The 14,969-nt window shown below is 66.1% G+C and carries 11 protein-coding genes; 5 read left to right on the forward strand and 6 right to left on the reverse strand.

Features of this window, described 5'->3' with window-relative positions; genetic code table 11:
- Positions 1-41: 41 nt before the first annotated feature.
- The 6 genes from VLK31_RS26340 to ugpB all read right to left on the reverse strand — a co-directional run bounded on the left by VLK31_RS26340 (position 42) and on the right by ugpB (position 7,557).
- Positions 42-2,540, reverse strand: a complete 2,499-nt coding sequence (locus VLK31_RS26340) for a DUF3772 domain-containing protein (RefSeq protein WP_409171419.1) — start codon at positions 2,538-2,540, stop codon at positions 42-44.
- A 52-nt stretch (positions 2,541-2,592) separates the two neighbouring features.
- Positions 2,593-3,339, reverse strand: a complete 747-nt coding sequence (gene ugpQ, locus VLK31_RS26345) for a glycerophosphodiester phosphodiesterase (RefSeq protein WP_409171420.1) — start codon at positions 3,337-3,339, stop codon at positions 2,593-2,595.
- A 15-nt stretch (positions 3,340-3,354) separates the two neighbouring features.
- Positions 3,355-4,362 (reverse strand): sn-glycerol-3-phosphate ABC transporter ATP-binding protein UgpC, encoded by a 1,008-nt coding sequence (gene ugpC, locus VLK31_RS26350; RefSeq protein ID WP_409171421.1) that lies wholly within the window; start codon positions 4,360-4,362, stop codon positions 3,355-3,357.
- 3 nt (positions 4,363-4,365) lie between these two features.
- Positions 4,366-5,217 (reverse strand): sn-glycerol-3-phosphate ABC transporter permease UgpE, encoded by an 852-nt coding sequence (ugpE, locus tag VLK31_RS26355; RefSeq protein ID WP_409171422.1) that lies wholly within the window; start codon positions 5,215-5,217, stop codon positions 4,366-4,368.
- A 39-nt stretch (positions 5,218-5,256) separates the two neighbouring features.
- Positions 5,257-6,138, reverse strand: coding sequence for a sn-glycerol-3-phosphate ABC transporter permease UgpA (gene ugpA / locus VLK31_RS26360; RefSeq protein ID WP_409171423.1), 882 nt, complete (start codon positions 6,136-6,138; stop codon positions 5,257-5,259).
- Positions 6,139-6,246: 108 nt separating this feature from the next.
- On the reverse strand, positions 6,247-7,557 hold the full coding sequence (ugpB, locus tag VLK31_RS26365; protein ID WP_409171424.1) for a sn-glycerol-3-phosphate ABC transporter substrate-binding protein UgpB: 1,311 nt from the start codon (positions 7,555-7,557) through the stop codon (positions 6,247-6,249).
- Between the two features lie 285 nt (positions 7,558-7,842).
- Here ugpB and serA point away from each other — a divergent pair, with 285 nt between their 5' ends.
- From serA to ubiE, 5 genes are all read left to right on the forward strand, one after another.
- Complete coding sequence (gene serA / locus VLK31_RS26370) at positions 7,843-9,075, forward strand: phosphoglycerate dehydrogenase (RefSeq protein ID WP_409171425.1); 1,233 nt, start codon at positions 7,843-7,845, stop codon at positions 9,073-9,075.
- A 254-nt stretch (positions 9,076-9,329) separates the two neighbouring features.
- Positions 9,330-13,208, forward strand: a complete 3,879-nt coding sequence (locus tag VLK31_RS26375; RefSeq protein ID WP_409171426.1) for a DUF3683 domain-containing protein — start codon at positions 9,330-9,332, stop codon at positions 13,206-13,208.
- Complete coding sequence (locus VLK31_RS26380) at positions 13,205-13,645, forward strand: HIT family protein (protein ID WP_409171427.1); 441 nt, start codon at positions 13,205-13,207, stop codon at positions 13,643-13,645. The genes VLK31_RS26375 and VLK31_RS26380 overlap by 4 nt, the downstream gene beginning before the upstream one ends.
- Positions 13,645-14,058, forward strand: coding sequence for a gamma-butyrobetaine hydroxylase-like domain-containing protein (locus VLK31_RS26385; RefSeq protein WP_409171428.1), 414 nt, complete (start codon positions 13,645-13,647; stop codon positions 14,056-14,058). Before VLK31_RS26380 ends, VLK31_RS26385 begins: the two co-directional genes overlap by 1 nt.
- 147 nt (positions 14,059-14,205) lie before the next feature.
- Complete coding sequence (gene ubiE / locus VLK31_RS26390; protein ID WP_409171429.1) at positions 14,206-14,937, forward strand: bifunctional demethylmenaquinone methyltransferase/2-methoxy-6-polyprenyl-1,4-benzoquinol methylase UbiE; 732 nt, start codon at positions 14,206-14,208, stop codon at positions 14,935-14,937.
- Positions 14,938-14,969: the final 32 nt, after the last annotated feature.

A 14,969-nucleotide genomic window follows, 5' to 3' on the forward strand; every position in this document is an offset into this window, starting at 1 on the left:
GGCCGGCAGCGGCTTGTAACCGTGCAGCGTCTCGCGGCGCCTCAAAGCTGCACGCCCGGAATCGGCGAAGCAGGCGACGACGGCACGCTGGGCGTGGCCAGCGGCTCGGACGCAGGTGCCGTGGACGTCGCAGCCAGCACCATCGTCGGCACCGCCAACGGCAGCGAAGCCTTCTTCAGCTCGTCCAGAATCACGAACAGCAGGTCGCTGCGCACGCCGCCCGCCAGCCGGGGGCTCGGTACATAGGCAATCGCCTGGAAGATCAGCAACCCGTTCTCGATGCCTTCGAGCGTGAGCGACGGCGCCGGTGTTTCCAGCACGCCCTCGTGCGCCCTGCAGGCCGTGAGGATCAGGTCGCGCACGCGCTGCGCGTCGGTGGTCAGCGGCATGGGCAGGCGGATCAGCACGCGGCCCTCGGCGTTGGCCAGGGTCATGTTGCGCACGGTCTTGGTGATGAACTCCGAGTTGGGCACGATCAGCGTGGAGCGGTCGCCCAGCTGGATCTCGGTGGCGCGCACGTTGATGCGCCGCACGTCGCCCTCGGCCGTGCCCAGCACCACCCAGTCGCCCACCTTCACCGGCTGCTCGGCCAGCAGGATCAGGCCCGATATGAAGTTCTGCACGATCGCCTGCAGGCCGAAACCGATGCCCACCGACAGCGCGCTGGCCACCCACGCGATGCGCTCGATGCCAATGCCCATGGCCGACAGCGTGAACGCGACCACCAGAATGCCGCCCACATAGCCCAGCAGCGTGGTGATGGAGCTCTGCATGCCCGGCTCCAGCTGTGTGTTGGGCAGGTAGCTGCGCTCCAGCCAGCGCTTGAACACCCGCAGCACGATGAAGCCGACCAGCGCCACCCCGATGGCGCTCAAGATGGCGCCCGGCACCAGCTGAAACTCGCCCACCTTCACGCCGCTGCCGAGCTTGCCGCTGCGCTGGAACACCTCGCCCGGCGAGGTGCCCAGCGGCGCGGCCAGCGCAATCAGCATGTACACGAACAGCGCCACGCGGCTGATGCCCGACAGCACCGTGGCCGTCTGGTCCAGCGTCTGCGGCGCCAGGCCGAAGCTTTTCTGCAGCTTCTGCCCGAAGGCGCTGCGCGACGAAACGACGGCCATGAACACGTCGTCGGCAAACTTGAACAGCACATAGAAGGCCGCCGCCACAATGCCGGTCCAGGTCAGCTGCGAGGCCAGGAAGCTGCCCAGCGCCACATAGCCCAGCGCCACCAGCACCCAGATGGCGATCATCAGCGCGCCAATCAGCGCCACCAGCAGGCCGACCCACATCGGCCGCTCGGGCAGGCCGGCCTCGGGGGCGTCGGCGCGCAGTGCCTTCAGCCGGTAGATCACGGTGCCGACCAGCGCGGTGAGGACCAGCGCCGTCAGCACGTGCGTGGCCACCACGGCCGCGAAGCTGGCGTCGACCAGCGCGTTGATCTCGGCCGGCGTCCAGGCCAGCGCCGCCACCAGCGCCACCAGCCAGGGCAGCACCGCGAGCTTGCTGGCCGTGGCGTCGGGAATGGGCGGCAGCCGCCAGGAGGGGCGCGACGTGGCCAGCAGCGCGCGGCCCAGGCCGATCACGAAGGCCATGAAAGTCAGCGCCTGGGCCGTCGACTGCAGCGCCTTTCGCGCCTGCGCGTCCCAGGTGGCGTGCGCCTTGAGCACTTCGACGAAGCCGTGCGCGGCCAGCGCCACCAGCAGCACATGGCTCGCAACGATGGCAATCACCAGCAGCGAACGCCGCAGCCGTCCGGCCGGCAGCATCCGCATCGCCAGGTGCGTGAGCGCGCGCTCGGCGCCCCAGATGCCGGCAAAGGCCAGCAGCAGCGCGCCGATGAGCGCGGCAATCACCAGCGTGCGCGACGCGGGCGCCAGCGCCTGGTCGAACCCTTCGTTGAGTGCCGCGCCCATGGCCTGCAGCCGTTCGAGGTCGTCGGGCCAGGCCTCCTTCAGGTCGTTCCAGAAGGCGCCGGTCAGCGGCGAGGCCGCGCGCTCGGTGAGCTGGGCCTCGAACAGCTCGCGCCGCTGCGTGACCAGGTCGGCGCCGCGCTGGCGCACGTCGATCGACAGCAGCTTGGCGAGCCGGATGTCCGCGTCCAGCGCGTTGCGCTCCTTGGTGAGGCGCGCGCGCTGGCGGGTGATGTCGGGGTCTTCGGTGGCGCCGGCGCCGGGCGGGTTGCCGAGCTCGCCTAGCCGCGCGTTGAGGTCGGCGAGGTCGCCGGTGCGCGCGGCGACAAACTTGTCGGCCTGAGCGCCGATGTCGCTGATCAGCGAGAGCTGCCTGCGCGGGTCGTCGTCGGTGCTGGTGGCGGCGTCGGCCGTGATTTTGTTGAACTGCGTGCGCAGCTCGGCCACCGTCGGCGCCGGTGGTGGCGCAACGGCGGTGTTGGCGCTGTTGTTGGGGTTGCCGCTGCCGGCGCTCATGCTGGCGTCTGGCTGCGCGAACGCAGCGCCACTCAGTGACAGGAGTGACAGTAGCGACAGGGCCAACAGGAAGGCGAGGCAGTGGCTCGCCAGGCGAGAGGTCCGTTTCATGGCCGCATCATAGAAGCGGCCATGAGGTAAGAGCCTGTAAGAGACGTGCGCCTCAGCCGGCCGGGCTGAACAGGTCGACCCGGTCGGTGATGATGCCGTCGGTGCCCAGGTCGATCAGGCGCTGCGCAGCCGCCTCGTCGTTCACCGTGTAGCTCAGCGCGCGCATGCCCGCGCCGTGCACCTGGGCCACCACCTCGGCGGTCCACAGGACGTGGTTGCAGACGATGGCCACGCAGCCGAGCTGGCGGGCCGCGTCCAGCCAGCCGTCCCAGAGCTTGTCGAGCAGCAGGCCGCGCGGCAGTTGGGGTTGCGTGGCCTGCGCGCCCTGCAGCGACGCCACCTGAAACGACGTGAGCAGCGGCGGCACGGCCGCGTCTTGCCACAGGCGCGCGGCCTCGCGCGCCACCACCTCGCCGGTCTCGCGCTCGGCGCCCGGCGCGGGCTTGATCTCGATGTTCAGCAGATGGCCGTTGGCCAGGCAGAAGCGCGCGATGTTCTCCAGCGTGGGCAGCGGCTCGCCAGCGCAGGCGCGCGAATGCCAGCTGCCGGCATCGAGCTGCGACAGCGCATGCCATGGCTGCTCGCCGCCGATGCCTTGGCCGCTGGTGGTGCGCTCCAGCGCGGCGTCGTGCATCAGAAAGGGCACGCCGTCTGCGCTGAGCTTGGCGTCGCACTCGAACATGCGGTAGCCGTGCGAGGCGCCGAGCCGGAACGCCGCCAGCGTGTTCTCGGGCGCCAGCTTGCCGGCGCCGCGGTGCGCAACCCAGCGCGGGTAGGGCCAGGGTGCGAGGGCGGGCATGGGCACGGCCATCGGTCAGTCGGCGCGCTTGCCGGAGCCGGCGTCGAACCAGTGCAGCTTTTCTTCGCGCGCGGCAATCTTCACCGTGTCCCCCGGCACCGGCGGGCGGTCGCCTTCGTCGGTGCGCATGATGATCTGCTCGTCGCCGATGCGCCCGTACACCAGGCGCTCGGCGCCCAGCAGTTCGACCTGCTCGACCTGCACCGTCCAGCCGCTTTCGTCCAGCGTCATGTGCTCGGGGCGAATGCCCAGGATCTGGCCCGGGCGCACGCCCGGCGCGTGCTTGAGCAGGTTCATGGGCGGCGAGCCGATGAAGCTGGCCACGAAGGTGGTGGCGGGGCGGTTGTACACCTCCTCGGGCGTGGCGAACTGGTCCATCACGCCGCCGTTCATCACGATGATGCGCTGCGCCAGCGTCATGGCCTCGACCTGATCGTGCGTGACGAACAGCGAGGTGATGCCCAGCTCGCGGTGCAGCTTCTGAATTTCGAGGCGGGTCTGCGCGCGCAGCTTGGCGTCCAGGTTGGACAGGGGCTCGTCGAACAGAAACACCTGCGGCTGGCGCACGATGGCGCGGCCCATGGCCACGCGCTGGCGCTGTCCGCCGGAGAGTTCGCGCGGCTTGCGTTCCAGCAGGTGGCCGAGCTCCAGAATCTTCGCGGCCTTGTCCACGCGCACCTTGATCTCGGGCACCGGCACCTTGGCGATCTTCAGGCCGTAGGCCATGTTCGCGAACACGCTCATGTGCGGGTAGAGCGCGTAGTTCTGGAACACCATGGCGATGTCGCGCTCGGACGGTTCGAGGTCGTTCACCACCTTGTTGCCAATGGCGATCTCGCCGGCCGAGACTTCTTCCAGCCCGGCCACCATGCGCAGCAGGGTGGACTTGCCGCAGCCCGACGGGCCCACGATCACGATGAATTCATGGTCGGCAATTTCGGCGCTCACGCCGTGGATGACCTGATTGGCTTTCGGCCCGTGGCCGTAGCGCTTGATGACGTTGCGAAGGGAAAGTGCAGCCATTTCTTATTTCTCGGTATCTACGAGGCCCTTGACGAACCACTTTTGCATCAGGATCACCACCAGGGCTGGCGGCAGCATCGCGAGGATGGCCGTGGCCATCACCACGTTCCATTCGTTCTGTCCGTCGCCGCCGGCAATCATTCGCTTGATGCCGACCACCACGGGGTACATGTCTTCGCTGGTGGTCGCCAGCAGCGGCCACAGGTACTGGTTCCAGCCGTAGATGAACTGGATCACGAACAGCGCCGCAATCGAGGTCTTGGACAGCGGCAGCAGCACGTCGATGAAAAAGCGCATCGGGCTCGCGCCGTCCATGCGCGAGGCTTCGGTCAGCTCGTCGGGCACCGTCAGAAAGAACTGGCGGAACAGGAAGGTGGCCGTGGCCGAGGCAATCAGCGGCACCGTGAGGCCCGCGTAGCTGTTGAGCATGTTCAGGTCCGACAGCACCTTGTAGGTGGGCAGGATGCGCACTTCCACCGGCAGCATCAGCGTCACGAAGATGGCCCAGAAGCAGATCTTCTTGAACGGAAAGCGGAAGTACACGATGGCGAAGGCCGACAGCAGCGAGATCGAGATCTTTCCGACGGCGATCACCATGGCCGTGACAAAGCTCACCCACATCATGTGCGCCACCGGGGCGTTGGAGCCCGCGCTGGTCTCGCGCCCGAAGAGCGCCGCCTTGTAGCTGTCCCACATGTGCGTGCCTGGCAGCAGCGGCATGGGGGCCTGCACGATTTCCTGCGCCGTGTGGGTCGAGGCCACGAAGGCCAGGTACAGCGGGAAGGCGACGATCAGCACGCCCAGAATCATCACCACGTGGGCCAGGATGCCCTGGGTGCCGCGTCTTTCAACCATGTCGCGCTCCGTCCGTTTGGTTTTGTTGTTGTTTCATGCTCAGTACTGAACCTTCTTCTCGACATAGCGGAACTGGATGACGGTCAGCGCCACCACGATCACCATCAGCACGACCGACTGGGCGGCCGAGCCGCCGAGGTCCAGGCTCTTGAAGCCATCGTGATAGACCTTGTAGACCAGGATGGTGGTGTCCTGCCCCGGCCCACCCTGCGTGGCCGCATCGACGATCGCGAAGGTGTCGAAGAAGGCGTACACCACGTTGATCACCAGCAGGAAGAAGGTGGTGGGCGACAGCAGCGGGAACTGCACGGTCCAGAAGCGGCGCCACGGGCGCGCGCCGTCAATGGCGGCGGCCTCGATCAGCGACTTGGGAATCGACTGCAGGCCGGCCAGGAAGAACAGGAAGTTGTACGAAATCTGCTTCCACACCGAGGCCATCACGATCAGCGTCATGGCGTGGCCCGAGTCGAGCAGGTGGTTCCAGTTGATGCCGATCTTGCCCAGCGCATAGGCGACCACGCCCAGCGACGGCGAGAACATGAAAACCCACAGCACGGCCGCCACGGCGGGCGCCACGGCGTAGGGAACGATCAGCATGGTCTTGTAGAAGGTGCCGCCGCGCGTGATGCGGTCGGCAAACACCGCCAGCACCAGCGACAGGCTGATGCCGAGGCCGGCCACCAGCACCGAGAACACGGCCGTCGTTCTGAACGAGGCGGCGTAGCTCGAGTCGCCCCACAGTTGCTTGAAGTTGTCGAACCCGACGAACTCCACCGAGGTGCCGAACGCGTCTTGCTGCTGCAGCGACTGCAGGATGGCCTGCCCCGCCGGCCAGAAGAAAAACACCAGAATCACCGCCATTTGCGGTGTCAGCAGCAGCCAGGGCAACCAGCCCGAGCGAAAGAAGACGCGTTTTTCCATGAACCCCTCGTATCCCTCTACATAAAAAATCCCGCCGGGCCCCCTCTTCTATGAGAGTGGACGCGGGCGGGCGATATTAGCCGGACACGGAGGCCCGAAGCTCAATCGTTAGCTTTTGTTTGCCTTCTGAAAGCGTTCGAGCTGTTCGTTGCCACGGGTCACGATGGCGTCCAGGGCTTCCTTGGCCGTCTTCTTGCCGTTCCAGACCTGTTCGAGCTCTTCGTCCTCGATGGCGCGGATCTGCACATAGTTGCCCAGGCGGATGCCGCGGCTCTTGTCGGTGACCTTGCGGATCATCTGCGTCACGGCCACGTCGGTGCCGGGGTTCTGCTTGTAGAAGCCCGATTCCTCGGTGAGCTTGTACGAAGCGGTGGTCACGGGCAGGTAGCCCGTGCGCTTGTGGCTGGCGGACTGCACTTCAGGCGTCGAGATGAAGCTGAAGAACTTGGCCACGCCCTTGTACTCGGCCGGCTTCTTGCCCGACATCACCCACAGGCTGGCGCCGCCGATCACGGTGTTCTGCGGTGCGCCCGGCACGTCCGGGTAGTAGGGCAGGGGTGCCAGGCCGTAGGCGAACTTGGCGTTCTTGGCCACGTTGCCGTAGAAGCCCGAAGACGTGTTGATCATGGCGCACTCTCCCGACACGAACGAGGCCTCGGGCACGTTGCCGCGGCCCTTGTAGACGAACAGGCCCTGCTTGGCCATGCTGGCCAGGTTCTCGATGTGGCGCAGGTGCAGCGGCGAGTTCACCTTCAGGCGCGCGTCCAGGCCCTGCAGGCCGTTGGCCTTGCTGGCAAATTCCACGTTGTGCCAGGCCGAGAAGCTCTCGACCTGCGTCCAGTTCTGCCAGGCCGTGGTGAACGGGCACTTGTGGCCGCTCGCCTTGAGCTTGGCCGCTGCCGCGACCACTTCGGGCCAGGTCTCCGGTGCCTTGTCGGTGGGCAGGCCGGCCGCCTTGAAGGCGTCCTTGTTGAAATAGAAGATGGTGGTCGAGCTGTTGAACGGGAAGCTCAGCATCTGGCCGTTGGGGGCGGTGTAGTAACCGGCCACGGCGGGAATGTAGGCGGCCGGGTCGAACTTCTCGCCCGCGTCCTTCATGACCTGGCCGACCGGAATGATCGCGCCCTTGCTGGCCATCATGGTGGCGGTGCCCACTTCGAACACCTGCAGGATGTGCGGTGCGTTGCCCGAGCGGAATGCCGCGATGGAGGCCGTCATGGATTCGTCGTACGTGCCCTTGAAGGTCGGCACGATCTTGTATTCCTTCTGGCTCTCGTTGAACTGCTTGGCCAGGTCGTTGACCCACTCGTTGTTGACGGCGGTCATGGAATGCCACCACTGGATCTCGGTCTGGGCCTGAGCCACGTTGAACAGCGTGGCGGCCAGCGCCGATGCCAGCGCGAGCGTCTTGAATCGCATGAAGACTCCTGAAGGGAAAAATGGAAAGCGCGAATGCTATGGCATGTGCGTGACACAGCCGCGTCACATTGGCGCACGGACCACGGGTTTCTTCCAATCGGGGAAACCCTTTTTGCGCTGTTTGAGCGGTTGGTTTTGGCCGTGTTCGCACCAGGGCCTATGGCCCTGTTTGCATCATGTCCGGCAAGGCCCGCCGCCCTGCATGGTGCAGCGCACCATGCTAGCATCGCCCTCCCTTTTTTGGCCCAGCTTGTCGCCACGGCCAGGGCCTTCCGCGAGACCTCCATGAGCAGCAAAACTTCCCTCGACAAGAGCAGGATCAAGTTCCTCTTTCTCGAAGGCATTCACCCCTCGGCCGTGGAAGTGCTGCGCGCCGCCGGCTACACCAACATCGAGTCGTTGCCGGGCGCGCTGCCCGACGCGGAGCTGAAGGCGAAGATCGCCGACGTTCACTTTCTGGGCATCCGTTCGCGCACGCAACTGACCGCCGAGGTGTTCGCCGCCGCCCACAAGCTGGTGGCCGCCGGCTGCTTTTGCATCGGCACCAACCAGGTCGACCTGGAAGCCGCCCGCGAGCATGGCGTGGCGGTGTTCAACGCGCCGTATTCCAACACCCGTTCGGTGGCCGAGCTGGTGCTGGCCGAAGCCATCCTGCTGCTGCGCGGCGTGCCCGAGAAGAGCGCGGTGGCGCACCGCGGCGGCTGGCTCAAGTCGGCCGACAACGCCTTTGAAATTCGCGGCAAGACGCTGGGCATCGTGGGCTACGGCTCCATTGGCGCGCAGTTGTCGGTGCTGGCCGAGGCGCTGGGCATGCACGTGGCGTTCTTCGACGTGGTCACCAAACTGCCTCTGGGCAACGCGCGCCAGGTGCGCGACCTGCACCAATTGCTGGGCCAGAGCGACATCGTGACGCTGCACGTGCCGGAGACGCAGGCCACGCAATGGATGATCGGCGCGGCCGAAATCGCGGCGATGAAGCCCGGCTCGATTCTCATCAACGCCTCGCGCGGCACGGTGGTGGAGATCGAGGCGCTGGCCGATGCGCTGAAGGCCAAGAAGCTGCTGGGCGCCGCCATCGACGTGTTCCCGGTGGAGCCGCGCAGCAACAAGGACGAGTTCCTGTCGCCACTGCGCGGTCTGGACAACGTGATTCTCACGCCCCACATCGGCGGCTCGACCATGGAGGCGCAGGCCAACATCGGGCTGGAAGTGGCGGAAAAGCTGGTCAAATACAGCGACAACGGCACCTCGACCTCGTCGGTCAACTTTCCCGAGGTGGCGCTGCCTGCGCACCCGGGCAAGCACCGCTTGCTGCACGTGCACCGCAACGTGCCGGGCGTGCTGTCCGAGATCAACAAGATCTTCTCGGACAACCACATCAACATCGCCTCGCAGTTTCTGCAGACGAACGAGAAGGTGGGCTACGTGGTGATGGACATCGACGCCGCCTCCTCCGACCTGGCGCTGGAGAAGCTGGCCAAGGTGAACGGCACGATCCGGAGTCGCGTGCTGTTCTGATGTTCCTTGGGGGGCGGCGATGGGTGCCTTGGGCACAGCGGTTGTTCATCTCCCCGGTATTGCTCCCTCTCCCCCGGGGAGAGGGCGGGGGTGAGGGCCGACGGCATCCACGCCACGACAACCGCCCTGGCACACAGGGTCAGCGCCCTTAGCACAAGGGCAACGCCAAGCCAAAGAGGCAAGACCCCAGTGCCTGCCCTAAAATGCCCGGCCCGGCTATGGGTGCGCAGCGCCCGGCCGAGGCGCCCCACCCGATGAATGCTCCGACCGCGTTGAACACGCTGTTGTCACAGGCCGCAGAGCCTGTACGACTGCGCGAGATCCCGTACAACTACACCAGCTTCTCCGACCGAGAAATCGTGATTCGCCTGCTGGGCGAACGCGGCTGGGAACTGCTGCAGACCCTGCGCGCCGAGCGCCGCACCGGTCGATCGGCCCGCATGCTCTACGAGGTGCTGGGCGACATCTGGGTGGTGCAGCGCAACCCCTACCTGGTCGACGACCTGCTCGACAACCCGCGCCGCCGCGGCCAGCTGGTCGAGGCCCTCAAGCACCGCCTGAGCGAAGTGCAGAAGCGCCGCACCCCCGACAGCGATGCCTCGCGCGACCAGCTCGTGGGCGAGCTCACCAAGCTGGTGGGCGACGCCGTGGCGGCCTTCGACACCAAGTTCCGCGACGTGGCCGCCCTGCGCCGCAAGGCCACGCGCGTGCTGGGCCGGCTCACGGCCAAGGACAACATCAAGTTCGACGGGCTCTCGCGCGTGTCGCACGTGACCGACGCCACCGACTGGCGGGTGGAATATCCGTTCGTGGTGCTGTGCCCCGACACCGAGGCCGAAATGGCGCTGTTGGTGAAGGGCTGCATCGAGCTGGGCCTGACCATCATTCCGCGCGGCGGCGGCACCGGCTACACCGGCGGCGCGATTCCGCTGACCTGGGACAGCGTGGTCATCAACACCGAGAAGCTCGAGGCGATGACCGAGGTCGAGCACATGGCGCTGCCCGGCCTGGCCGAGCCGGTGCCCACCATCTGGACCGAGGCCGGCGTGGTCACGCAGCGCGTGGCCGACGCGGCCGAGCGCGCGGGCTTCGTGTTCGCGGTCGACCCCACGTCGGCCGAAGCGTCTTGTGTCGGCGGCAACGTCGCCATGAACGCGGGCGGCAAGAAGGCCGTGCTGTGGGGCACGGCGCTGGACAACCTAGCCTCGTGGCGCATGGTCACGCCGCAGGCCGAATGGCTCGAAGTCACGCGCATCGGGCACAACCTGGGCAAGATCCACGACGCCGAAAGCGCCCTGTTCGAGCTGCAGTACTACGCGGCCGACGGCAAGACCAAGCTGCGCACCGAGCGCCTCGACATTCCCGGTCGCAGCTTCCGCAAGGAAGGTCTGGGCAAGGACGTGACCGACAAGTTTCTGTCGGGCCTGCCGGGCATCCAGAAGGAGGGCTGCGACGGCCTCATCACCAGCTGCCGCTGGGTGGTGCACAAGATGCCCGCGCACACGCGCACCGTGTGCCTGGAGTTCTTTGGCAATGCCAAGGACGCGGTGCCCAGCATCGTGGAAATCAAGGACTTCATGTTCGCCGAGCAGAAGCGCTCGGGCGTGCTGCTGGCCGGCCTGGAGCACCTGGACGACCGTTACCTGAAGGCCGTGGGCTACGCCACCAAGTCGAAGAAGCACGGCGGCCTGCCCAAGATGGTGCTGTTCGGCGACATCGCTGGCGACAACGCCGACGACGTGGCGCGCGTCACATCGGAAGTGGTGCGCATCGCCAATTCGCGCAGCGGCGAAGGTTTTGTGGCCATCAGCCCCGAGGCACGCAAGAAATTCTGGCTCGACCGCAAGCGCACGGCCGCCATCAGCAAGCACACCAACGCCTTCAAGATCAACGAAGACGTGGTGATTCCGCTGCCGCGCATGGCCGAGTACAGCGACGGCATCGAGCGCATCAACATCGAGCTGTCGTTGCAGAACAAGCTCGCGCTCACCGACGAGCTGGAGGCCTTCCTGGTGCGCGGCAACCTGCCATTGGGCAAGACCGACGACGCGCACGAAATTCCGGCGGCCGAGCTGCTAGAAGACCGCGTGGCGCAGGCCGTGACGCTGGTGCAGGAGGTGCGCACACTGTGGGCCGGCTGGCTGCGCGACGTCGACGCACAGTTTGTGCAGCTGCAGGACCATTCGCTGCGCGCGAGCTGGAAGACCCAGTTGCGCCAGCCGCTGCAGGAGATTTTTTCGGGCGCTGAATTTGCCCCGATCCTGGCCGAATGCACCGCCATCCACAAGCGCGTGCTCAAGGGCCGCGTGTGGGTCGCGCTGCACATGCACGCGGGCGACGGCAACGTGCACACCAACATCCCCGTGAACAGCGACAACTACGACATGCTGCAGACCGCGCATGCCGCAGTGGTGCGCATCATGGCGCTGGCGCGCAGCCTGGACGGTGTGATCTCGGGCGAGCACGGCATCGGCATCACCAAGCTCGAGTTCTTGACCGATGAAGAACTGCGCCCCTTCACCGAATACAAGGCCCGGGTCGACCCGGAAGGCCGCTTCAACAAGGGCAAGCTGCTGCGCGCGCCGGCGGGCGAAGCGGTCACGCTGCATGCCGACCTGACCAACGCGTACACGCCCAGCTTCGGCCTCATGGGGCACGAGTCGCTGATCATGCAGCAGAGCGACATCGGCGCCATTGCCGACAGCGTGAAGGACTGCCTGCGTTGCGGCAAGTGCAAGCCGGTGTGCGCCACGCACGTGCCGCGCGCCAACCTGCTCTACAGCCCGCGCAACAAGATCCTCGCGACCTCGCTGCTGGTGGAAGCTTTTCTGTACGAGGAGCAGACCCGGCGCGGCATCAGCATCAAGCACTGGGAAGAGTTCGAGGACGTGGCCGACCACTGCACCGTGTGCCACAAATGCCTCACGCCCTGCCCGGTGAAGATCGACTTTGGCGACGTGTCGATGAACATGCGCAACCTGCTGCGCAAGATGGGCCAGAAGAGCTTCCGTCCCGGCAACGCGGCCGCCATGTTCTTCCTGAACGCGACCAACCCGCAGACCATCAAGGCGGTGCGCGCAGGCATGGTGGGCATCGGCTTCAAGGCGCAGCGCCTGGCCAACGACCTGCTGCGCGGCCTGGCGAAAAAGCAGACCGGCGCGCCGCCGGCCACGCTGGGGCCGGCGCCTCTCAAAGAGCAGGTGATTCACTTCATCAACAAGAAGATGCCGGGCAACCTGCCCAAGCAGACGGCGCGCGCGTTGCTGGACATCGAGGATGCGGACTACGTGCCGATCATTCGCGATCCGAAGACGACGACCTCGGAGACCGAGGCGGTCTTCTACTTTCCGGGGTGCGGGTCGGAGCGGTTGTTCTCGCAGGTGGGGCTCGCCACGCAAGCCATGCTGTGGCACGCAGGCGTGCAGACGGTGCTGCCGCCCGGGTATCTGTGCTGCGGCTATCCGCAACGCGGCAGCGGCCAGTTCGACAAGGCCGAGAAGATGATCACCGACAACCGCGTGCTCTTCCACCGCGTGGCCAACACGCTGAACTACCTGGACATCAAGACGGTGGTGGTGAGCTGCGGCACCTGCTACGACCAGCTGCAGGGTTACCAGTTCGACAAGATCTTTCCGGGCTGCCGGATCATCGACATCCACGAGTACCTGCTGGAGAAAGGCATCACGCTGGCCGGTGCGGGCGGTGGCGGCTACCTGTACCACGACCCCTGCCACTCGCCGATGAAGCTGCAGGACCCGATGAAGACGGTGAAGGCGCTGGTCGGTGACAACGTGCTCAAGAACGACCGCTGCTGCGGCGAGTCGGGCACGCTGGGCGTGTCGCGGCCGGACATCTCGACGCAGATCCGCTTTCGCAAGGAAGAAGAGCTGAAGAAGGGCGAGGCCGAGTTGCGCGAGAGCGGCGCCGTCGGCGAGAAGGGCAACGTGAAGATCCTCACCAGCTGCCCAAGCTGCCTGCAGGGCCTCTCGCGCTACGGCAACGACCTGAACAACGGGCTGCTCGAAGCCGACTACATCGTGGTCGAGATGGCCAACAAGATCCTTGGCGCCGACTGGATGCCGACCTATGTGGCGGCGGCCAACCAGGGCGGGATCGAGCGGGTGCTGGTATGACGAAGGCGCAGGGCTGCGTGCTGTGCGAGGGGCCTGGCGGGCGCCTTGTGTTCGAGGGCGCGAAGCTGCGCGTCATCCATGCACAGGAGGAAGGCTTTCCGGCCTTCTACCGCGTGGTGTGGCGCGACCATGCGCCGGAGTTTTCCGACCTCGACGCGGCCGACCGCACGCTGTGCATGGAGGCCGTGACGGTGCTCGAGCAGTGCCTGCGTGAGCATCTCGCGCCGGCCAAGATCAACCTGGCCGCGCTCGGCAACATGGTGGCGCACCTGCACTGGCACGTGATTGCGCGCTTCGCTGAAGACAGTCATTTTCCGGGGTCGGTGTGGGCTCCGGTGCAGCGCGAGCGCAATGCGGCGCAAGAGGCGGGCATTGCGGCACGGCTGCCGGAGATGGAGGCTGCGATGATCGCGCGCTTGGTCAACAGGAGTTTTTGATGGCAGGCTTGAAACCGGGCGCACCGACGCCGCAATCGATCACCGTGCACGGGCAGTCGCGCGTGCTCGAAGTGGGCTTCTCGGACGGCGCGAGCTTTCGCATTCCCTTCGAGCTGATGCGCATCTGCTCGCCGTCGGCCGAAGTGCAGGGCCACGGCCCGGGCCAGGAAATTCTGCAGACGGGCAAACGCGACGTGGAGCTGGTCAACCTCGAGCCCGTGGGCAACTACGCGGTGCAGCCGACCTTCAGCGACGGCCACAACACCGGCATCTATTCGTGGGACCTGCTCTACGAACTGGGTGCCAAGCAGGCCGAGTTGTGGGCCACCTACGAGCGCCGCCTGGCCGAAGCTGGCATCGACCGCGATGCGCCGATGATCGACAAGAGCGGCTCCGCCTGCGGCAGCCACTGAGCGCGCGCGATCGCTCGAAACGCCAGCGCCGCGATCGCGTACATGGCCCTACCCCCGGAAAGGGTGGGGCAAAAAAAGCAACGAATGCCCGCCGTGCGCGCGGGGTCGTCGGCTTGATGTGAGGGCTTCCGGCCTAACATCGGTCGCATGAGTACCACACACTTCGGCTTTGAAACAGTCGACGAAAGCGAGAAGGCTCGCCGCGTTCGCGGTGTCTTCGATTCGGTCGCATCCCGCTACGACGTCATGAACGACCTGATGTCGGCCGGCCTGCACCGCGCCTGGAAGGCGTACACCGTGATGGTTGCGAACGTGGGCGAAGGCTCGCGCGTTCTCGACATCGCGGGCGGCACCGGCGACCTGGCCATGACCTTCGCCAAGAAGGTCGGCGCCACGGGCCAGGTGGTCCACACCGACATCAACGAAGCCATGCTGCGCACCGGGCGCGACCGCCTGCTCGACGCCGGCATCTCGCTGCCCACCACGGTCTGCGACGCGGAGAAGCTGCCCTTTCCCGACAACCACTTCGACGTGGTGACGGTGGCCTTCGGCCTGCGCAACATGACGCACAAAGATGCCGCACTGAAGGAAATGAACCGCGTGATCAAGCCGGGCGGCAAACTGCTCGTGCTCGAGTTCTCGAAGGTTGCCAAGCCGCTGGCCAAGGCCTACGACTGGTACTCCTTCAACGTGCTGCCGCGCTTGGGCAAGCTCGTGGCCGGCGACGACGCCAGCTACCGCTACCTGGCCGAATCGATCCGGATGCACCCCTCGCAAGAGGAGCTCAAGACCCTCATGAAAGAGGGCGGTTTCGGACATGTGGACTATCACAACATGACGGGTGGCATCGCTGCCCTCCATGTTGGAATCAAATGTTGATGAGGCGAATCTTTCGCTCGAGAGGAGACGAC

It is taken from the genome of Variovorax sp. H27-G14, from assembly GCF_046156345.1.
GTDB lineage: Bacteria > Pseudomonadota > Gammaproteobacteria > Burkholderiales > Burkholderiaceae_C > Variovorax.